General features: G+C 68.8%; 21 protein-coding genes. 14 read left to right on the forward strand and 7 right to left on the reverse strand.

Translation table 11 applies throughout. From position 1 onward, the window contains the following. Entirely contained in the window at nt 1-756 is a 756-nt protein-coding gene (locus I7S92_RS14705) for a PP2C family protein-serine/threonine phosphatase (protein WP_197645669.1), read from the reverse strand. A 148-nt stretch (nt 757-904) separates the two neighbouring features. Here I7S92_RS14705 and I7S92_RS14710 point away from each other — a divergent pair, with 148 nt between their 5' ends. The 3 genes from I7S92_RS14710 (at nt 905) to I7S92_RS14720 (ending at nt 4,341) form a co-directional block, all read left to right on the forward strand. Next, nucleotides 905-1,579, forward strand: coding sequence for an OmpA family protein (locus tag I7S92_RS14710; RefSeq protein WP_242070222.1), 675 nt, complete (start codon nt 905-907; stop codon nt 1,577-1,579). A gap of 122 nt (nt 1,580-1,701) precedes the next feature. Next, complete coding sequence (locus I7S92_RS14715; RefSeq protein ID WP_197645670.1) at nt 1,702-1,896, forward strand: hypothetical protein; 195 nt, start codon at nt 1,702-1,704, stop codon at nt 1,894-1,896. Nucleotides 1,897-1,899: 3 nt separating this feature from the next. Beyond that, on the forward strand, nt 1,900-4,341 hold the full coding sequence (locus I7S92_RS14720) for a caspase family protein (protein WP_197645672.1): 2,442 nt from the start codon (nt 1,900-1,902) through the stop codon (nt 4,339-4,341). A 25-nt stretch (nt 4,342-4,366) separates the two neighbouring features. Here the strand turns inward: I7S92_RS14720 and I7S92_RS14725 are convergent, their stop codons facing one another. Together I7S92_RS14725 and I7S92_RS14730 are read right to left on the reverse strand one after the other, a co-directional pair. Continuing rightward, nucleotides 4,367-4,981 (reverse strand): hypothetical protein, encoded by a 615-nt coding sequence (locus I7S92_RS14725; protein WP_197645674.1) that lies wholly within the window; start codon nt 4,979-4,981, stop codon nt 4,367-4,369. Nucleotides 4,982-4,984: 3 nt separating this feature from the next. Continuing rightward, nucleotides 4,985-6,487 carry a caspase family protein gene (locus tag I7S92_RS14730; protein WP_197645676.1) on the reverse strand — a complete coding sequence of 501 codons (1,503 nt, stop codon included), beginning with the start codon at nt 6,485-6,487 and terminating at the stop codon, nt 4,985-4,987. Between the two features lie 360 nt (nt 6,488-6,847). Here I7S92_RS14730 and I7S92_RS14735 point away from each other — a divergent pair, with 360 nt between their 5' ends. The 8 genes from I7S92_RS14735 (at nt 6,848) to I7S92_RS14770 (ending at nt 14,358) form a co-directional block, all read left to right on the forward strand. Then, entirely contained in the window at nt 6,848-8,023 is a 1,176-nt protein-coding gene (locus tag I7S92_RS14735; protein ID WP_287865052.1) for a transporter substrate-binding domain-containing protein, read from the forward strand. Then, the gene (locus I7S92_RS14740) at nt 8,020-8,610 is read left to right on the forward strand and encodes an ANTAR domain-containing response regulator (RefSeq protein ID WP_197645678.1); all 591 of its coding nucleotides are present in this window, start codon (nt 8,020-8,022) and stop codon (nt 8,608-8,610) included. The genes I7S92_RS14735 and I7S92_RS14740 overlap by 4 nt, the downstream gene beginning before the upstream one ends. A gap of 13 nt (nt 8,611-8,623) precedes the next feature. Continuing rightward, nucleotides 8,624-9,862: an urea ABC transporter substrate-binding protein gene (locus I7S92_RS14745; protein WP_197645680.1), complete on the forward strand. Its 1,239-nt coding sequence runs from the start codon at nt 8,624-8,626 to the stop codon at nt 9,860-9,862. Between the two features lie 77 nt (nt 9,863-9,939). Next, nucleotides 9,940-10,806 carry an ABC transporter permease subunit gene (locus I7S92_RS14750; RefSeq protein WP_287865050.1) on the forward strand — a complete coding sequence of 289 codons (867 nt, stop codon included), beginning with the start codon at nt 9,940-9,942 and terminating at the stop codon, nt 10,804-10,806. Beyond that, nucleotides 10,803-11,933, forward strand: coding sequence for an ABC transporter permease subunit (locus I7S92_RS14755; protein WP_242070224.1), 1,131 nt, complete (start codon nt 10,803-10,805; stop codon nt 11,931-11,933). The genes I7S92_RS14750 and I7S92_RS14755 overlap by 4 nt, the downstream gene beginning before the upstream one ends. Next, the gene (locus I7S92_RS14760) at nt 11,930-12,649 is read left to right on the forward strand and encodes an ABC transporter ATP-binding protein (RefSeq protein ID WP_197645682.1); all 720 of its coding nucleotides are present in this window, start codon (nt 11,930-11,932) and stop codon (nt 12,647-12,649) included. The genes I7S92_RS14755 and I7S92_RS14760 overlap by 4 nt, the downstream gene beginning before the upstream one ends. Beyond that, entirely contained in the window at nt 12,642-13,346 is a 705-nt protein-coding gene (locus tag I7S92_RS14765; protein ID WP_197645684.1) for an ABC transporter ATP-binding protein, read from the forward strand. Before I7S92_RS14760 ends, I7S92_RS14765 begins: the two co-directional genes overlap by 8 nt. Before the next feature lie 22 nt (nt 13,347-13,368). Further along, on the forward strand, nt 13,369-14,358 hold the full coding sequence (locus I7S92_RS14770; protein ID WP_197645686.1) for an acetamidase/formamidase family protein: 990 nt from the start codon (nt 13,369-13,371) through the stop codon (nt 14,356-14,358). Between the two features lie 525 nt (nt 14,359-14,883). Here I7S92_RS14770 and I7S92_RS14775 read toward each other — a convergent pair. Then, complete coding sequence (locus tag I7S92_RS14775) at nt 14,884-15,117, reverse strand: hypothetical protein (RefSeq protein ID WP_197645688.1); 234 nt, start codon at nt 15,115-15,117, stop codon at nt 14,884-14,886. A 67-nt stretch (nt 15,118-15,184) separates the two neighbouring features. Continuing rightward, a complete protein-coding gene (locus I7S92_RS14780; RefSeq protein WP_197645690.1) occupies nt 15,185-15,436 on the reverse strand; it encodes a BolA family protein in 252 nt (83 codons plus the stop codon). Nucleotides 15,437-15,510: 74 nt separating this feature from the next. On the opposite strand from I7S92_RS14780, the gene I7S92_RS14785 reads away from it, so the two are divergent. The 3 genes from I7S92_RS14785 (at nt 15,511) to I7S92_RS14795 (ending at nt 18,029) form a co-directional block, all read left to right on the forward strand. After that, nucleotides 15,511-16,143 (forward strand): DnaJ domain-containing protein, encoded by a 633-nt coding sequence (locus tag I7S92_RS14785; RefSeq protein WP_197645701.1) that lies wholly within the window; start codon nt 15,511-15,513, stop codon nt 16,141-16,143. 126 nt (nt 16,144-16,269) lie between these two features. Continuing rightward, nucleotides 16,270-17,244: a cobaltochelatase subunit CobS gene (gene cobS, locus I7S92_RS14790; RefSeq protein ID WP_197645703.1), complete on the forward strand. Its 975-nt coding sequence runs from the start codon at nt 16,270-16,272 to the stop codon at nt 17,242-17,244. A 53-nt stretch (nt 17,245-17,297) separates the two neighbouring features. After that, a complete protein-coding gene (locus I7S92_RS14795) occupies nt 17,298-18,029 on the forward strand; it encodes an MgtC/SapB family protein (protein WP_242070225.1) in 732 nt (243 codons plus the stop codon). Nucleotides 18,030-18,186: 157 nt separating this feature from the next. Here I7S92_RS14795 and xseA read toward each other — a convergent pair whose 3' ends face one another. Both xseA and I7S92_RS14805 read right to left on the reverse strand, forming a co-directional pair. Further along, the gene (xseA, locus tag I7S92_RS14800; protein ID WP_386003974.1) at nt 18,187-19,746 is read right to left on the reverse strand and encodes an exodeoxyribonuclease VII large subunit; all 1,560 of its coding nucleotides are present in this window, start codon (nt 19,744-19,746) and stop codon (nt 18,187-18,189) included. After that, nucleotides 19,743-20,018, reverse strand: coding sequence for a hypothetical protein (locus I7S92_RS14805; RefSeq protein WP_197645708.1), 276 nt, complete (start codon nt 20,016-20,018; stop codon nt 19,743-19,745). The genes xseA and I7S92_RS14805 overlap by 4 nt, the downstream gene beginning before the upstream one ends. Nucleotides 20,019-20,080 lie beyond the last annotated feature (62 nt).

Here is a 20,080-nt window from a genome sequence, read left to right on the forward strand (position 1 = left end):
TCAGCCGTCCCGGATCACGATGGCGATGGCCGAGACATTGTCGGGCGCGCCGCTGTCCAGCGCCTCGCGGATGAGCTTCTGGCAGGCCTCCTCGGGACTGGCGGCGTCGCGCAACAGGGTCTCGACCGTGGATTCGTAGACACAGCGGGTCAGGCCGTCGCTGCACAGAAGCAGCCGGTCCCCGACCGCCAGGGGGACGCTGACCAGATCGACGTCCAGCTCGGCCCCGCCGCCGACGGCGCGGGTGACCATATGCGATTCCGGATGGCTCTCGGCCTCGGCCGGGGTCAGCTCGCCCCGGTCGACCATCTCCTGCACCACCGAATGGTCCCGGGTCAGCGGCCGCAGATGCCCGCCGCGCAGAAGATAGGCGCGGCTGTCGCCCGCCCAGGCGACATGCGCCACCGCCCGGCCGATCAGGACGGCGACCACGGTCGCGCCCATCCGGCCCATGCCGGGCGCGCGCTGGCGTTGCAGCACCAGCTCATTGGCCTCTTTCAGCCGGGCCACCAGCGCGGGTCCGGGGTCCACCCCGTCGGGGATCCTGGCCAGGCAGTCGATCACGATGTCCGAGGCCAGGTCGCCGAAACCATAGCCGCCCATCCCGTCGGCCACCGCCCAAAGCGCGCCGGAGGGATCGGTCAGGATCGAATCCTCGTTGCGCTCGCGCACCATGCCGCGGTTGGTCAGCCCGGCCCCCACGGCGACCGGCAACCTCGGCCGCGCGGTCGGAACGACTGTGATCGGCGTGCTCATCCCCGGCCCGCGCGCGGAGAGGTCGGAGGTTCGGTCGAGATTTGCAGCATCGTGCAGCCCGCCCAAAGGTGTGAATTGAATACCGGGACAGCATACCCTAATCTTCGCCAAGGCAAGACTCCGATTTTCACGAAAAGGGGGTTCGACCATGCGCAAGATGCTGGCAGGCCTTGCAGTCTGTGCCGCGCTGGTTCCGGCGGCGGGATCGGCGCAGGACCTTTCCGAACAGGAGCTGCTGGAGTTGTTCCTGGCGCAGCGCGATGCCTACAAGGCCGCGGTCGAGGGCAAGACCTCGCTGACCCGGGGATTGACCCTGGTCACCGCCGAAGACGTCGAGATCGCCACCGAAGTCGCCACCGAACCCACGGCACCGTCGACACCGACGCCGGAAGGCACCGAAGTCGCCGCCGTCGAGCCGGTCGAAGCCCCCCGGACCGATACGGTCGTGTCCGAGAACGCCACCGCCACCCTGGTCAAGATGCCGGCGGACCTTGGCGTCAACATCCGGATCGAATTCGCCTTCGACAGCGCGGCACTGGACGACGCGCAGAAGCCCAAGCTGCAGAAGCTGTGCAACGTGATGCGGGCGGCGGACATCCAGCTGTTCCGCATCATCGGCCATACCGATGCCTCGGGCTCGGACGACTACAACGAACGCCTGTCCCGTCTGCGGGCCGAGGAAGTGCAGCGCTACTTCGTCGGCGACTGCGGCATCGACCCCGGCCGTCTGGAGGCGGTCGGGCTGGGCGAGCGGTTCCTGCTTGAGGATTACGACCCCGATTCCGACCAGAACCGCCGGGTGGAGTTCCAGGCCCTCAGCTAGGCGCCGTCTGGAACTTCTGTCCGGCCGGCGCGATTCGGTTCGTGAATTTCGCCGCGTTTGGTGCGATACTTCGGTAGTGTGAACCCATGGGTGCATCCATGCCGGCCATCCTTTCCCGTTCCATGCTGCTTGTCTCTGCCCTGGCCCTTGTCGCGGCCTGTGACGAGATCGTTCCGCCGGAAGAACCCGCCACGGCGGTCGCTCCGGCCCCCGCCCCCGCCCCGGCTGCCACGGCGGCCGCGCCCGCCCCCGTCGTCAAGAAGAAGCCGGTGATCGACTTCGACGACTCGGGCGGCGGCGGCGGCGGCTGGTCCTGAAAGATGGACCGGCGGACCTGGTCGCGCGGCGGCCTGTCCGCCGCGATGCTGCTCGCCTCGGCCGCGCTGGCCCTGGCCCAGGACAGCGACATGGGCGCCTATCCGCAGGGGCATGTCCCGGCGGTCGCCCGGAAGCTGGCGGAAATCCAGGGGCCGCGCCAGAAATACGCCGTCGTCATCGGCAACCAGAGCTATGCCCACGCACCCCGCCTGCCGAACGCCTGGAACGATGCCGTGGACGTCGCCGACATGCTGGCGGGCCAGGGCTATGACGTCACGCTGCTGAAGGACGCCACCAAGCGCGATTTCGAGGCGCTGATGCAGCGCATCCTGTTCGACGCCGACCGCCGGACCGAGGTGCTGCTCTATTACGCGGGCCACGGCGTGCAGGTCGGGTCGGAGAACTACCTGATCCCGACCGACGCCCGGCTGGACCAGCCTGGCGACCTGCCGTTCGAGACCGTCTCGGTCGGCAGCCTGGTCTCGATCCTGGGGGCGCGGGCGCGGTTGCAGATCGTCATCCTGGACAGCTGCCGCAACAACCCCTTCGCGGGGGTGAAACTGCAGGATTCGCTCGGCCCCGACATGCGCGAGGTCGAGACCGGCTTCGCCTCGCTGGCGGCGCCGGTGAATTCCTACCTCGTCTTCTCCACCTCGCCCGGCGAGGTCGCGCTGGACGGCGCGGGCGAGAACAGCCCCTTCGCGAGCGCCTTCCTGCAAGCGGCGGCGCTGGGGGCCGTCCCGGTCACCGACGTCTTCGACGAGATCCGCCGCAAGGTCTTTGTCGAGACCAAGGGCGCGCAGGTGCCCTGGGACAGCTCGACCATGGTCGAGGAGGCCAGGATCGCCGCGGTCGCCGGGGGGAGCGGTCCCGCAGCCCCGGCAACGGAGGACGGCGGCTCGGTCGGGCGGGGGCTGACGCTGTTTGCCAGTTCGGCCGGCGCGATCCCCATCGAGGCCGGGCCGGCCGAAGCCGACATCACGATCCGCGCGCCCCTTGCCCCTGCCGTCCCGATCGGCGCGGCCCTTGCCGGAGGGCTGGCCGCCGGCCCGACGGACCGGATCGACCTGGTCGAGCCGCCGCGCGGCGGCCGGCTGGTGCTTCTGGACGAGGCGGGGGTCCAGTCCGCGCCGCTTTTCCCGCTTCCCGCGGCCAACCTGGACCGGCTGGCCTTCGCCACCGTGAACGGCCTTGCGATGCCGGCGGGGCAGGAGGCGGTCCTGCGCTCGCAGTTCGAGGTCGAGCTGAACGGCAGCGCGAAAGTGGTGGAGGTCGAGCTGGCCCCCGATCCCTGCGACCTTGCCGCGGCGGATCACCTGGACCCGGAGGGCGTCGGCTTTGCCCGATTCGCCAACGAGATCGAGCCGGAGGCCGCGCTGGAGGCCTGCGAGGCCGCCATCCTGCGCGAGCCGCAGAACGCGCGCTTCCACTACCAGCTGGGCCGCGCCCTTGCCGCGCTGCGCCGCCATGACGAGGCCCGCGCCGCCTGGGAAACCGCGCGCGAGATGGGCCATACCCGGGCCTCCTATGCCATCGGCAACGCCATCCTGAACCAAGCGCGCGCAACCGGCGGCGCGGCGCTGGAGGCCGCACCCCCCGAGGCGCTGGCCTATTACCGCGAGGGGGTGGAACTGGGCGATCCCTATGCCTTCTACGCCCTCGGCCGCCAGTTGGTGCGCTTCGGCAAGACCCGTGACGAGAAGCTGCGCGGCTATGACCTGCTGATGCGCGCGCTGGAGGTCGGGCATACCTATGCGATGAACGAACTGGGGTTCTTCTACCTGGATCGGGACAGCGATTATCATGACCCCGCGCGCGGCCTGCGCTATCTGAACGAAAGCGCCGCGCGGGGCGACATCTACGGCTACAACAACCTGGGCCTGGTCTACATGAACGGGCTTGGCGGCCAGGAGAAGGACGCGAAGCAGGCGCTGGACTGGTTCACCAAGGCGGCCGAGGGCGGGCATCCCAATGCGCCCGGCAACATCGGCACGCTGATCGCCAGCGGGGCGCTTGGCAAGGCCGACCTCGGCCGGGCGGTGGAGTGGTTCGACAAGGGGCTGGAGCGGGGCGACGCCAATGCCGGGGCCCATGCCGCCTATCTGATCCTGACCGAGGGCGCGGGCGGCCTTTCCCCGGCCGACGCGGCCCTGCGCGCCGGCCGCGCCGCCGCGCTGCGCGATCCGGTCGCGGTCGAACGCGCCCGCAAGGTGCTGGCCGCGACCCCGCGCGAGGCCGTCGACGCAGCGGCGCAGCGGCTGTTGCAGGAGCTTGGCGCCGACATCACGGCGGACGGGGCCTTCGGCGCCGGCAGCAAGGCGGCCTACGAGGCCGCCGCCGCGCAGCACGGCGGCGGCGGGCTGGAGACCGATCCGGTCGAGCGGCTGGTCGACATCGCCCGCATCCACTGGTCGACCACGCCCTTCCGCGTCGATCTCTACTGACCGCCCCGAAGGGGGCCGTGCCGGATCAGGCCGAGCGCAGGATGACCAGGTTCTCCTCCACCGCGGCAGCGATGTCGGTGTAATGCTGGGTGCGCCGCGCCGGATCGCCACCGGAGCGGATGATGATCAGTTCGGTCTCCTCGACCACCTTCGCGGCCTCGGCGGCGGCCTGCACGGCCGATTCTTCGGTGACCGCGCGGATCGGCGGCATGCGCTTGGCGGCGGGCTTGTGCTTCTCGCGCGGGCGGATCGCCGGGGCGGTCGTGTCGAGGTTGGCGGTCACGATCGCATCCAGCCTGGCGGCCGCGTCCAGCATCGCCTTCTTGACCGGCAGGTAATCGCCGTTGTCGGGCAGGAGCTCGGCGACCTTCAGATAGTAGAGCCGCAGGCAGTCGATCCGGTAGCGCAGCTCGATCCGGTCGTCGTCGCAGGTGTCGTTCGCGCCCTCCAGCAGGCGCACGATGATCCGGGTCGAGCCGGTGTTCAGCGCCGGTCCGGGGGCGACCGGGTCCACCCGAGAGTGTTCCGGCGGACACGCCGGCTCCTCGATGCCGCCGCAGGACTGCGCCAGCGCGGCGCCCGCGGGCCACAGGACCGCCAGCCCCAGGGCCAGCAGGGCCGATGTCAGAAATCTTCGCATCGCTCAATCCTCCGTTTCGAAAATGCCATAGGCGGCCAGGATGGCGCGCCGCGTTCCGGGGCCGAACGATCCGTCGACCGCGCCGTCGTAAAGGCCCTTCCCGGCCAGGATGGCCTGCAACCCGGCCCAGGTCTCGGCCGGGAACTTGTCGGCGTTGTTCAAGAGCGCGTCCAGCGCCAGCTCGCTGCCGCCCCGCAGCGCGCGGTAGAGCAGGTCGGCGGCATCCTTCGGGCCAAGGTCCGGCACCAGCCCGTTGGCGGCGAACGAAGCCAGGTTGAACATCGCCTCGGTATGGCCCTGGGCGGCCGCCTCGCGGAAGAGGGCCAGCGCCTTGTCGCGGTCCTTGGTCAGGCCCAGCTCGCCGGCGAAGTGGAAATAGCCCATGTCGTTCAGCGCGGCCGGGATCTTGGCCTCGGCGGCCTCCTGGTACAGCCTGAGCGCGCGCGCCGGGTCGGGATCGACGCCGATCCCGCCCTCCAGCACCTTGGCCAGCCGGTATTTCGCGTCCGCGTCGCCTGCGGCCACGGCCTGTTCCAGCAGCTCCTGCGCCTCTTGCGGGGCGTAATCGGTGCTTTGCCGGTCGAGCTTGGCCAGCGCGAGGCCGACCAGCGAGCGGGAATCCCCGGCCGCGGCCGATCTCTCCAGACTGGCGCGGTCCGCCGCCACCACGCGCTGCCAGGCGATGGCAAGGTCCTCGAGCCCCGGCTCGGCCGGGGTCGCCGTGCCGCCGGTCAGGTAGAAGGGCTGACCGGGCAAGGAGCCGTAGGTGGTCGGCTCCTGCCGGTTGCCGGTGGCGGCCAGCACCTCGTCGCGCACCTGGCGGAAGAGCAGGCTGATCTCGAGCTCGGGCTTCACGATGTTGTCGCGCAGCGCGACGTTGAACGGGCTGTTCGCCCCGTCGCCGTCCAGCGCCACCTCGCCGTCGCGGGCGGCATAGGCGACCAGCGTGCCGCGTTCGGGGGAAGGCGCGGCCAGCCCGCCCTTGCCGGTGGTCAGGCCCTTGGCCACCTCGGGGTCGCGCAGGTCGATCACCTCGGGGAAAGGGTTGTCGCGGCAGCTGTCCAGGATCAGGATCGACATCTTCCGCGCCCCGTCCACCGCGGCCAGCATCTGGTCCATCGTCACCGAGGCCGCGACGATGTCCCTGGCGGCGCGCACCTGGGCGTCGACCGGGATCAGGAAGGTCGTGCCCTGCACCGAGACGCCGTGCCCGGCATAGTAGATCAGCGCGATATCGGCCGTTTCGGCCTTGAAGGCGAAGTCGGACAGCGCGGCCAGCGTCTCGTCCCGGGTGGCGTCCATCAGGATCTGGACCTGGAAGCCGATGCCCTCCAGCGTTTCGGCCAGCGCGCCGGCGTCGTTCACCGTGTTCCGCAGGCCCGGAATGTGCTGGTAGGCGGCCAGCCCCAGCACAAGCGCGACCCGGTCGCTGGCCCGCGTCTCGGCCAGGGCCGGGAAGGCCAGGAGCAGCAGGATGAGCGGCAAGGCCAGGAGACGGCGGGGCATGGCGGTATCCGGCGGCATCGGGAAATGACGTTGCGTCAAATGCTACGCCCGATTGCCGGGCGCGGCAAAGCGCAAACCGAGCGGGATGCGTCAAAACCGCATGAACGGCCGGTCGGAAAGAAGGACTTGACGCGAAAGGGCGGACGGCCGGGTCACTGGCGGCGGATCACGGTGCTGGCCGCCTTCCGGCGGCTTAGTGGTTCGGTCTCCGCATGATGTCGGGCATCCGGGCTGCTTGACTGGCAGGTGATTCCATGCAAGCGTCCCACAAGTGGCGCCCGATCTCATCGTTGAGAGAGCCACTTTCCCGACCCGACATACCGATCGCCGGATGGCAATGACGCCCAGCACAGCAATGTGGTGGGCCTTCGTGTTTTGGAGGCAAGACTGGACCGCATCCCTATCCCTCTCGGGCTGCTCTTTTCGCGGCAGGGCAATTATGGCGAGGTCGGAACCACGATGTTCCGGGGCGCGATGCTGGCCGTGGACGAGATCGCGGCGGACCGCTCCTGCGGCTTTGCCTTCGCCGTGCATGAGGTCGAGCCGCAGGGCCGGAACGAGAACTACATCGCCGGGGCGCGGCAGCTTCTGCAGCGCGAGGGGCTGGCGCATGTCGTCGGCTGCTATACCTCCTCCAGCCGGAAGGAGGTGCTGCCGGTCTTCGAGAAGCACGATGCGCTTCTGTGGTATCCGTCGCATTACGAGGGGTTCGAGACCAGCGAGAACATCGTCTACACCGGCGCGGCCCCGAACCAGCATGTCGTGCCGCTGGCGCATTACCTTCTGGCGCAGGGTGGGCGGAATGCCTTCATGGTCGGGTCGAACTACATCTGGGCCTGGGAAAACAACCGCATCATGCGCGACATCCTGGGCCGCAACGGCGGTCAGGTCCTGGGCGAGCGCTATGTGCCCCTGGGCGAGTGCGAGCTGGACGAGATCATCGAGCTGATCCTGCGCAGCCGGCCGGATTTCATCTTCAATACGCTGATCGGCGAATCCTCCTACAGCTTCTTCCGCGCTTTCCGCGAAAGATGCGCCGCGGCCGGGCTGGACCAGCCGGCCGAGCTGCCGGTCGTGAGCTGCAGCCTGGCCGAGCCCGAGCTGGCGCTGATCGGGGCGGCCTGCGACGGGCATCTGTCCTCCAGCGTCTATTTCTCCTCGATCCGGTCCGAGGCGAACGCCCGCTTCCTGGCCGCCTGGAAGGCGACCTATCCCGCGGCCGGAGAGCCTTCGGCCGATGCCGAGGCGAGCTATATCGCGGTGCATGTCCTGGCGCAGGCGATCCGGCTGGCGCAATCGGCCGAGGTGCCGGCCGTGCTTGCCGCGCTGAAGGATGTGCGCTTCCAGGCGCCGCAGGGCCCGGTCAGCATCAATCCCGACAACCGGCACAGCTTCCTCTGGCCCCGCATCGGCCGGTCCCGCGCCGACGGGACCTTCGACATCATCCACGAGGGCAGCAGCGTCGTGGAGCCCGACCCCTATCTGGTCTGGGAGCCGCTGACCTTTTCCCCGCCCGCCCTGAAGGTGGTGTCATGACCGGCCATGTCACCCGCTCGAACTTCCGCGGCGCGCGGGCGCTGATCCAGCTTCGGGACGAGGCCGGATCGGCCGTGCTGGTCCGCACGCTGGAACGGCTGGGGCTGCAGATCACCACCGACCCGGCCGAGGCCGAGATCGTCTTCTTCGATGCCGACGAGGATGTCGCCGCGCCCGCCCGGGACATTCCCCTTGTCGCGCTGATCGGCAGCGAGGCCCCCAGCCGTCTGGGACGGGTGGTGCGGCAGCGGGCCTCGGCCTGGCTGATGAAGCCGCTGCGCGCGACCGGGATCTTCACCGCCGTCTTCGTCGCCTTCAACGAACATGCCGCCCGCCAGCGCGAGGCGCAGGAGCGCGAGGCGCTGCGCCGCCGGGCCGAGGGGCGGCGGGTCGTGGTCAAGGCGATCCTGCAGCTGATGGCAAAGCAGGGCCTGAGCGACGACGAGGCCTACCGCGAGCTGCGGGCCGCCAGCATGCGCCGCCGCATCTCGGTCGAAGAATTCGCCGCCGAACTCGTGGCGGCGTCCACATCCTCGATGCGGCTGGGCGGTCAGCCCCCGCAGGCGCGGAACAATAATCAAACATGAACAGGAGGTTACGATGACATTCAGGACCCGCATGGCAAGCGCGCTGCGCCTTGGCTGCGCCGCCGTCGCGCTGTCGGCCACGGCCGCGCTGGCGCAGGATGGCCCGATCAGGATCGGCGTTCTGGAGGACCAGTCCGGCGACTTCGCCGCGGCGACCATGGTCAAGGTCAACGCCATCACCCTCGCGGCCGAGGAAATCAACGCCGCCGGCGGCATCGGCGGCCGCCCGGTCGAGCTGGTGGTCTACGACACCCAGTCCGACAACACCCGCTACCAGGAATTCATGCGCCGCGTGCTGCAAAGCGACAAGGTGGACGTGGTCTTCGCCGGCTTCTCCTCGGCCTCGCGCGAGGCGTACCGCCCGATCGTCAACCAGTTCGACGGGCTGGCCTTCTACAACAACCAGTACGAAGGCGGGGTCTGCGACGCCAACATGATCGTCACCGGCGCCGTGCCGGAGCAGCAGTTCTCGACCCTCATCCCCTGGATGATGGAGACCTACGGCAAGAACGTCTACACCATCGCCGCCGACTACAACTTCGGCCAGATCTCGGCCGAATGGGTGCGCAAGATCGTGGAAGACAACGGCGGCACGATGGTCGGCGAGGAGTTCATCCCGCTGGGTGTCTCGCAGTTCAGCCAGACGATCCAGAACATCCAGGGCGCGAAGCCGGACTTCGTGGTGACGCTTCTGGTCGGCGCGGCGCAGGCGTCGTACTACGAACAGGCGGCCGCGGCGAACGTGGGCCTGCCGATGGCCTCCTCGGTCAACGTCGGCCAGGGCTATGAGCACAAGCGCTTCACCCCGCCCAGCCTGAAGGACATGTACGTCACCACCAACTACATCGAGGAAGTGGACACCCCGGAAAGCAAGGCCTTCATCGAGAAGTTCCGCGCCCGCTTCCCCGACGAGCCCTATATCAACCAGGAAGCCGCGAACTCGTACATCGCCATGTATCTCTACAAGTCGATGGTCGAGCGTGCCGGCACCACCGATCACGCCGCCCTGCGCGCCGAGATCGCCAAGGGCGACGTCTGCTTCGACGGGCCGTCGGGCAAGGTCTGCCTGGATCCGAAGAGCCAGCACATGTCGCACAACATCTTCCTGGCGAAGGTGAACGAGGACCACTCGATCGAGTTCCCGAAGGTCTGGGAGAACATCGCCCCCTACTGGCTGGGCGAGGCGGGCTGCGACCTGACCCAGAACGACCCGAGCGAACAATACACCCCGTCGAACCCGCCGACGAAGTGAGCCTGACCGGCACCGGGGGGCCACCGTGCCCCCCGGCACCGCCTTCGGGACAAGCAAACCCTGGCAAGGAGACGGCCGTGTTCGCGACCGCTTTTTCGTTCCTCTACCAGTTCGGCGACGCCTTCGCCTTCCTGGTGATCGCCTCGATGGGGCTGGCCATCATCTTCGGGATGATGGGCGTCATCAACCTGGCGCATGGCGAGTTCATCACCTGCGGCGCCTATGTCACCGCGACGCTGGCGCAGAAGGGCCTGCCCCTGCCGCTGGCCATCCTGGGCGGCGCGGCCTGCGCGGGGATCATCGGCATGATCCTGGAAATCACCATCATCCGCCGGCTCTACCACCGGCCGCTGGATTCCATCGTCGCCACCTGGGGCATCAGCATGATCGCCACCCAGGGCGTGCTGATCGTGCTCGGCTCGACCATGCAGGGCGTGGGCACGCCGCTGGGCAGCTTCTCGGTCGGCGGCTATTCCTATTCGACCTACCGGCTGGTGCTGATGGCGATTGCCGTCCTGCTGCTCCTGGGTCTGTACCTTCTGTTCTACCACACCCGTTTCGGCGTGATCGCCCGCGCGACGATCCAGTTGCCGCGCATGGCGCGGGCGACCGGAGTGGATACCAGCCGCATCTATACCCTGACCTTCGGCCTTGGCGCCGCGCTGGCCGGGCTGGCGGGCGGGCTTTATGCGCCGACGATGACGCTGGTGCCCACGATGGGCAGCACCTTCATCGTCGAAAGCTTCGTCACCGTGGTGATCGGCGGCGGGGACATCTTCATGGGCGCGGCCCCGGCGGCGGCGATCCTGGCGGTGATCCGGGCCGGGATGACCGCCTGGCAGGGGCAGCTCTTCGGGCAGATCGGCCTGCTGCTGACCGTGATCGTCGTGATCCGCCTGATGCCGGGCGGGCTGTCCGGCTGGCTGCTGAGGGGCCGGAAATGAGGGGAACCAAGATGAAACCGGGGCTTTCCGGACATCCGTCGCTGGTCGACGTGGCGCCGATGGCGCGTCAGTCGGCGCTGAAGCTCTGGCTGTCGCGGCTGGAGGGGCCGCAGACCATGGGGCGAGGCCGGGGCTTCTGGACGGGCTTCGCGCTGGTGGTGCTGGCTGCTGCCGCCTATCCGCAGTTCGCGGATGGCTGGACCGTCGGCAATACCGCCTATTTCCTGGTCTGGACCTTCATGGCGCTCGGCCTGAGCGTGATCTGGGGCTATGCCGGGGCGCTGAGCTTCGGGCAGACCGCCTTCTTCGGGCTGGCGGGCTATGCCTATGGGGTGCTGACGATCAACTTCGGCGCGGCCTATGGCTTTACGCTGATCGCGCTGGTCCTGTCGGTCGGGGTGGCGGCGCTCCTGGCGCTGGTGCTGGGCTATTTCATGTTCTACGGCCGGGTCACCGGCGTCTTCATCGGCATCGTCACGCTGGCCGTGACGCTGGTGTTCCAGGCCTTCATGGCGCAGACCGCCGGGCCGGAATGGGCGATCGGCAAGGCGCGGCTGAACGGGTTCAACGGCATGTCCGGGATGCCGCCCTTGACCATCCCCTGGCCGGGGGGCGAGATCATGCTTTATGCCGATGTGGCGCTCTACTACGTCCTGCTCGGCCTCGTGGTTCTGGTCTACCTCGGCCTGCGGATGCTGCTGAACGCGCCTTTCGGCAACGTGCTGGTGGCGATCCGCGAGAACCCCGACCGGGCCGAGATGCTGGGCTACGAGGTCCGCCGCTACCAGCTTCTCGCCTTCATCCTGGGGGGCGCGCTGGCGGGGCTGTCGGGCGTCCTCTACACCGCCTGGGGCCAGTACATCACCCCCAGTTCGATGAGCATCACCGCCGCCGCGCTGCCGGTGATCTGGGTGGCCTTCGGCGGCCGCAAGGACATCACCGCGACCCTGATCGGCACGCTGATCGTGATCGCGGTCTACCAGTCGCTGACGATCTACGGCAGCCAGTATGCCATCGTGGTCATGGGCACCGTCCTGGTGCTGACCGTCCTCTTCGCGCCCGAGGGCATCGTCCTGAGCGCCGCAAAGCGGGTTTCGCGGCTGTTCGGCAAGGGGCGGGGCAAATGATGATCCTTCAGACCAGCGGCCTGTGCAAACGCTTCGGCGGCGTGCATGTGGCGCGCAACATCGACTTCGGCATCGAGAAGGGCGAGATCCACTGCCTGATCGGCCCGAACGGCGCGGGCAAGTCCTCGCTGTTCAGGCTGATCCTGGGCGCCCATGCCCCCGATGCCGGGACCATCCGCTTCAAGGGCGAGGACGTGACCCGGACCCCCTCCTTCGCGCGGATCCGCAAGGGGATGAGCGTCAAGTTCCAGGTGCCGGGGATCTTCAAGGACCTGTCGGTGCGGCAGAACCTGGTGATCTCGTTCCAGCATCACCTGCATGGCCACGACCTTGAAGCGACGATCCGGCGCGTGCTTGGCTTCACCGGGCTGACCGGGCTGGAGGACCAGTTGGCCGGCACCCTGTCGCATGGTCGCCAGCAATGGCTGGAGATCGGCATGGCCGTGGGGGTGGAGCCGTCGCTTCTCCTCCTTGACGAGCCCACCGCCGGCATGTCGCCCGAGGAGACCCGCCAGACCGGCGAGATGCTGCGCGAACTGAACGCGCAGGGCGTCACCATCCTGGCGGTCGAGCATGACATGTCCTTCGTCCAGCAGATCGCCGACCGGGTGACCGTCCTGCATTTCGGCGAGATCTTCGCGCAAGGCAGCGTCGCCGAGATCATCTCGCATCCGGGCGTGGCCGAAATCTATCTGGGAGCCTCGGACGATGAGTGACCTGCTGCGAGTGGAAAACCTGCGCGCCGGCTATGGCGGCGAGCCGGTCCTGCAGGGCGTGTCGCTGCATGTCGGCAAGGGCGAGATCGTCGCCGTCATCGGCCGCAACGGCGTGGGCAAAAGCACCCTGATGCGCGCCCTGATCGGACTGATCCCGGTCAGCCAGGGCAGCATCGCCCTGAACGGCGAGGTGATCAATGCGTTGCCCGCCCAGCACCGGGCAAAACGCGGGATGGGCTATATCCCGCAGGGCCGCGACGTCTTTCCCCGCCTCTCGGTACGCGAGAACCTGCTGGTCGGCGAGACCGCGAGGCGGGGCGGGACGCCCGATTACGCCAAGGTCTACGAGTTCTTCCCGATCCTGAAGGAACGCGCCACCCAGGCGGCCGGCACCCTGTCGGGCGGACAGCAGCAGCAACTGGCCATCGGCCGGGCGATGATCGGCGGGCCGGAGCTGATGCTTCTCGACGAACCCTCCGAGGGGATCCAGCCCTCGATCGTCAAGGACATCGCCCGCAACATCCGCAAGCTGAACGCCGAGACCGGGCTGACGGTGCTGTTCGTCGAGCAGAACCTGGACCTGATCGTCTCGCTCGCGCAGCGGGGCTTCGTCATCGACAAGGGCCGCATCATCGCCGAGGTCCCGCCCGAGGATATCCGCGACCGCGAGAAGGTGAAGAAATGGCTCGCACTTTGAATATCAAGCAGGGAGAGTCCGCATGAGCTGGTATGACACGTCCTTCATGGCCCGGCAGGGCGTCGCCAGGGGCAAGGCCGGGAAAAGCCACAAGATCTCGATCGAGGACCAGGGCAGGTTCCACTACGTCTACGGCCCCTATGTCCCGCCGGTGATCCGGGTCGAGCCGGGCGCGGTCGTGACCGTGGAAACGCATGATGCCTTCGAGGGCAGGATCCAGAAGGAAACCGACCGCCCGTCCGAGATCCTGAACTTCCCCTACCTGAACCCGCAGACCGGGCCGATCCATGTCGAAGGCGCGGAAAAGGGCGACTGCCTGGCCGTCCGCATCCTCTCGATCCGGCCGCGCGGGCCGCAGCCGGTGGGGACCACCTGCCTTCTGCCGGAATTCGGCGGCCTCGTCGGCACCGGCCAGACCGCCGTCCTGAACGCGCCGCTGCCCGAGAGGGTCAAGAAGGTCCGGCTGGACGAGAACGGCGTCTACTGGTCCGACAAGATCACCCTGCCCTACGAGCCCTTCATCGGCACCATCGGCACCAGCCCCGAGATCGAGGCGATCTCCTCGCTGCAGCCGGATTACTATGGCGGCAACATGGACCTGCCGGACGTGGCGCCGGGTGCGATCATCTATCTGCCGGTGAACACGCCGGGCGCGCTGCTCTATCTGGGCGATTGCCACGCGATCCAGGGCGACGGCGAACTGTGCGGCGTGGCGATGGAGATGCCGGCGACGGTGGAAATCCAGGTCGACCTGATCAAGGGCCACACGATCGGCTGGCCCCGGCTGGAGACCGAGACCCACATCATGACCATCGGCAGCGCCCGCCCGTTGGAGGATGCCGCCCGCATCGCCTACCGCGAGCTGGTGCGCTGGGTCGATGCCGAGACCGGCATGGGCGAGGAAGAGGCCTACATGCTGCTGACGATGGCCGGCAAGGCGCGGCTGGGCAACATGGTGGACCCGAAATACACCGTCGGCACCGGGATCGCGAAGGCCTATCTGAAGAGGTGACGCTCTCCCTGGACCGGGCGTGGCAGGAGCGCGCCCGGTCCAGGACTCCGCCTTTCCCGTGGGCCGCAGAAGCTGCGCGATCATCCCCGGCGTCCGGAAAGCTGTCCTCGCATGGGCGGCTTTCCGGGCGTTTCGTTTTCAGGGGTTTGCGTGCGGTCCTTCAGGAATGGACAACCTGCCGGGGCGGTCAAGGTGCCCGGCCTGCCACAAACTGGCCCTCTTCGCCTCCCTGCCGGGGTGGGCCATGTCTGCCCGCCCGGCCCTCAGGCTTGCTGGAGACAGTCCTGAACCTCAGCTTCGACGGCCTGTGGCACGGCGGGTCGGGATGAGTCGCTTCCGGAGCTCCGGAAGCAGACAGCGCGTTTCTCTCACGAGAATGACGACGCCCCGGGAGGCACACGGCGCACACCCCCCTTGGACGATTGTGTCGGCGAGACGCCTCGGGTCATGGCGGGGCGATGGCCCGGCCTCTGCCCTTTTACCGAATTGCGGCCATGCCCGCCGAGGGGCATTGACCGGGGCGCGCTACCCCCTGTCGGGGGGTGCCTGGCCCAGCAGGCCGACCTCGCGCGCCCGGCGGGGGCGGAGGTATGCCCAGTTCAGAAGCGCCGCTGGAAGGCCGACCGCCAGGCCGATGGCGGCTGCCCAGAGGAAGGTGGCCCATTCGTAATGTCCAAGGACGAGGCCGGCGATCACCACCGCGCCCGCGACCGAGGAGGCCCAGAGCGCGATGAGCCAGAGGCGAAGATGCGGGACCATGGCGTTCTCCTTTCCTGCCTGGGGTCGGAAAGGCAACCCGCCGGGGCCGCCGGGGTTCCCGCGCGCCCTAGCCGATGTCGAGCGCGATGGCGTGAATGCGCTGGTTGAGTTCCCCCAGCGCCTGCTGCACCGCACGGTGGCGGGCGATCCGCGTCATCGTCGCGAAGGCCGGCGCGCGGATCACGATGCGGAAATGGCTTTCGCCCGACCCGTCGTCGCCCGCATGGCCCTGGTGGCGGTGGCTTTCGTTGATCACCTCCAGCGCAGTCGGGCCGAAGGCCTCGGTCAGCCGGGCCTCGATCTCGTCTTTCACGGCCATGTCAGTCCAACCCCCTTCAATCTGCCGCGAAAACACCTAAACTCGTGGCCCCGAGTCGGAAAGGCCCCCTTCGCATGACCAGTCGCCCGCCCTTTGATTTCAACCTCAGCGCCGCGGCGGACAAGAGGCGCAAGAAGACCGGGCGGCGCGGCATGTCGGGCGCCTTCGAGACCGCGGACCGCGCCTGCGACTATCCCGGCTGCAAGGAAAAGGGCGCCTATCGCGCGCCGAAATCGCCCGATCTCCTGGACGAGTTCTTCTGGTTCTGCAAGGACCACATCCGCGAGTACAATTTGAAATGGAACTTCTTCCAGGGCACCTCGGACGAGGAGTTCCAGAAGTTCCTGGACAAGGACCGGGTCTGGGAGCGCGAGACCAAGCCCTTCAGCCGGATCGGCGACGGCAATGCCTGGGCGCGGCTGGGGGTGAACGACCCGATGGCGCTTCTGGGCGAGAAGGCGACGCAGAATCCCGGCAAGGTGATCTCCAACGCGACCCGCAAGCTTCCGCCGACCGAGCGCAAGGCGATCGAGATCCTGGACGCGCGCGACACCTGGACCAAGGCCGAGATCCGCAGGCAGTACAAGATCCTGGTCAAGGACCTGCATCCCGACATGAACGGCGGCGACCGGCGCGACGAGGAGCGGCTGCAGGAGGTGGTCTGGGCCTGGGACCAGCTGAAGGACAGCCGGCATTTCCGCGATTAGCCCGGAAGGCGAAAACCGGCGCGGGGCCGTCGCGGGCGGCCCTTCCCCTTGAACCCCCCCGCGATATGTTCCAAGGATGACCGGAATGGGCGCGATGGGGCGCGGGCGGCTTAAGGTGGGCAGGCGATGCTGGATCAGGTGATGAAACCGACCGAGGAAATCTCGGTCCGCGATGTGTTCGGGATCGACACCGACATGCGTGTGAAGGCATTCGCCGAGCGGACCGACCGCGTGCCCGAGATCGACCCGACCTACAAGTTCGACCCCGATACCACGCTCGCGATCCTGGCGGGCTTTGCCTATAACCGCCGGGTGATGATCCAGGGCTATCACGGCACCGGAAAGTCCACCCATATCGAGCAGGTGGCGGCGCGGCTGAACTGGCCCTGCGTGCGGGTGAACCTGGACAGCCACATCAGCCGGATCGACCTGATCGGCAAGGATGCGATCAAGCTGCGCGACGGCAAGCAGGTGACCGAGTTCCACGAGGGCATCCTGCCCTGGGCGCTGCGCAACCCGGTCGCCATCGTCTTCGACGAATACGATGCGGGGCGGGCCGACGTGATGTTCGTGATCCAGCGGGTGCTGGAGCATGACGGCAAGCTGACGCTCCTCGACCAGAACGAGATCATCACCCCGCATCCCTGCTTCCGCCTCTTCGCCACGGCGAACACGGTGGGGCTGGGCGACACGACCGGGCTTTACCACGGCGTGCAGCAGATCAACCAGGCGCAGATGGACCGCTGGTCCCTGGTGGCGACGCTGAACTACCTGAGCCATGACGCCGAGACCGCGATCGTCCTGGCGAAGAACCCGCATTACAACACCGAGAAGGGCCGCAAGACGATCAGCCAGATGGTGGCCGTGGCCGACCTGACGCGGACCGCCTTCATGAACGGCGACCTCTCGACGGTGATGTCGCCCCGGACCGTGCTGAACTGGGCGCAGAACGCCGAGATCTTCCGCAACGTCGGCTATGCCTTCCGGCTGACCTTCCTGAACAAATGCGACGAGCTGGAGCGCCAGACCGTGGCCGAGTTCTACCAGCGCTGCTTCGCCGAGGAACTGCCGGAATCGGCCGCTTCGATGGCGATGAAATAAGGGAACCGGCCGGGGCCTGCGGCGTTGGGGGTGATTGCCGTGGAAGAGCATAGATGACGCCCCAGAGTCTGATTGCCACGCTGGAAGACCAGTCGCTGATGGTGCCGCTTGCCTTCAGCCTGGCGGCGGGCCTCCTGATCGGCATCGAGCGCGAGTTGCGCCGCAAGCCCGCGGGGCTGCGCACCCATGCGCTGGTCTGCGTCGCCTCGGCCCTGATGACGCTTCTGGGGCTGCGGATGGAGGACTGGGCCGCGGTCCTGCCGGACGGCACGCAGATCGTCAGCGACATGGCGCGGATGCCGCATGCGATCCTGACTGGGATCGGCTTTCTCGGCGCGGGCGTGATCTTCCGCGAGGGGCCCTCGGTGCAGGGGCTGACCACGGCGGCGACGCTGTGGATGACGGCGGCGCTGGGGATCGTGTTCGGCGCGGGGCTGCTTGAACTCGGGGTGATCGGAACGGTGGCGGCCCTTCTGGTGCTGATCCTGTTCCGGCTGGTGCAGCGGGTGATGCCGCCGAAGCCGGTGATCCGGCTGGATGTGGTGGTGCCCGCGACCAGCACCCTGGACGGGACGCAGCTGACGGCGGCGCTGGCGGGGATCGGTCTCACCGCCGGGCCGATCTCGCTGGCGCAGGATATCGGGCTGGGACAGCGGCGCTACAAGCTGATGGCGGCGGGCCAGGACCAGCGCATCGACTGCGACGCGGTCGCGGGCGCGCTTCGCAACACCGCGGATCTGCAGAAGCTGACGGTGGTGCCGCTGGATCGCGACACGGGGACCTGAGATACGGGGACCTGAGCGGCAACCGCCCCCGCAGCTTGCTCTTTTTCCGAACACCCCCGGCCGGAGGCCCCCGCCGCGTCACCCCGCGCGAAGGTCACAAGGGAAAGCGGCGGCAGCGCCGCCCGAGGGGCTCGATGCCCCGAGGGCGGCCCCCCGTTCAAAACAGGCTGCCCTGCCCGCCGCCGCCTTCGCCCCGCGCCTTGCGCGCCGGGCGCGTCAGGGCCAGCCGTCCGTCCCGGAACTCGATCTCCAGCGCGCTTGCGCGTTCCGCCCCGGCCCGGGTCGTGACCACCGCCCCATCGCCCCGCACCACCGCGTAGCCGCGTTTCAGCGTCTCGGCATAGCCGAGCGTCACCCGCGTCCGGTCCAGCGCCTCCAGCCGGTCGGCCAGCCGGGCCAGCCGCTGCGCGGGCGCGGCCTCCAGCCGGTCGGAGAGCCGGACCAGGGCAAGCCGCCCTTCCGCCAGCTTCCGCTCGGCATCGCCCAGCATCCGCCCCAGCGCCGGGGCCAGGCGGGCCGCCAGATGCCCGAGCCGGTCCTGCCGCTGCTCGAAGCGGCGCTGGACCGCCCGGCCCAGCCGCTCGTCGCGCGCCGCCAGCTGGTCGCGCTGCCGCGCCAGCCCCGCCCGCAGAGTGGCGGGCTGCATCCGCCCCGCCAGCCGGTCGAAGGCGCGGTGCTTCTGCGCCACCGCCAGGCCCAGCCCCGCCGAAAGCCGCATCGCGCAGCCGTCCAGCCGCTGCCGGGGGGTCTGCAGCAGCGCCTCGAGCCGGGGCAGCGCGCGGGCGAGGTCGCGCAGGCGCTGGCGGCGCTGCATCACCCCCTGCCCCACCCCGCGCGTCAGCCGCGCGGCCAGGGCGTCGAGCGTGGCCAGAAGCTCCAGCCGCACCGGCACCGCCAGTTCCGCCGCCGCCGTGGGCGTGGGCGCGCGCAGGTCGGCGGCAAGGTCGATCAGGGTGGTGTCGGTCTCGTGGCCCACGGCCGAGATCAGGGGGATGCGGCTTCCCGCCGCCGCGCGGACCACCACTTCCTCGTTGAAGCCCCAGAGATCCTCCAGCGACCCGCCGCCGCGCGCGACGATCAGCACGTCGGGGCGCGGGATCGGACCGCCCGGCTCGATCGCGTTGAAACCCCGGATCGCGGCGGCGACCTGCGCCGCACAGTCCTGGCCCTGCACCGCGACCGGCCAGACCAGCACATGCCGGGGAAAGCGGTCGCGGAGGCGATGCAGGATGTCCCGGATCACCGCGCCGGAGGGCGAGGTGACGACCCCGATCACCCGGGGCAGATAGGGAATCGGCTTCTTGCGGGCCGGATCGAACAGCCCCTCGGCCCCCAGCGCCGCCTTGCGCTTTTCCAGCATCGCCATCAGCGCGCCCGCTCCCGCCGGCGCGAGGTCATCGACGATCAGCTGGTATTTCGACTGGCCGGGAAAGGTGGTCATCCGGCCGGTGGCGACGACTTCCATCCCCTCCTCTGGGCGGACCTGCATCCGGGCGACCTGACCCTTCCAGCTGATCGCGGCGATCACCGCGCGGTCGTCCTTGAGGTCGAAATAGAGATGCCCGGAGGCCGGACGCGAGACCCGCCCGACCTCGCCCCGGACGCGGACCAGGCCGAACTCGCCCTCGATCACCCGCTTCACCGCGCCCGAAAGCTCGGAGACGGTGTATTCCGGCTGGTTGCCCTGCGGGGCGGGACCGTCGATCAGATCCATCAGTCGCCGCCCCCGTCCCCGGCATCGCCGCCAAGGCCATCCGGTCCGGCCCCCGTCCCTGCCTGCGGCCCATGCTTCCGCCGGTAGATCGCATAGCTGCCGAGCACCAACCCGCCTCCAAGCGCGATCTGCCAGAATGACCAGTTGCCAACCCCGAGGATCAGCATCGCCAGCCCCGCCAGCTCCATCGCCCGGATGCGAAGCGACGGCCGCGGCGGCGCCTGCCCGCCGGCGGCGGCATCCCTGCCCATCCCGATTCCGACCTCAGGTTCCATGGCTTGCCTCCTCGCGGCAGTCACCCTATGACGCGGACGGGAAAGTTCCAAGCGGGGGGCGG

The sequence above is a fragment of the Tabrizicola soli genome (assembly GCF_015999335.1).
GTDB classification, from domain to species: domain Bacteria; phylum Pseudomonadota; class Alphaproteobacteria; order Rhodobacterales; family Rhodobacteraceae; genus Tabrizicola; species Tabrizicola soli.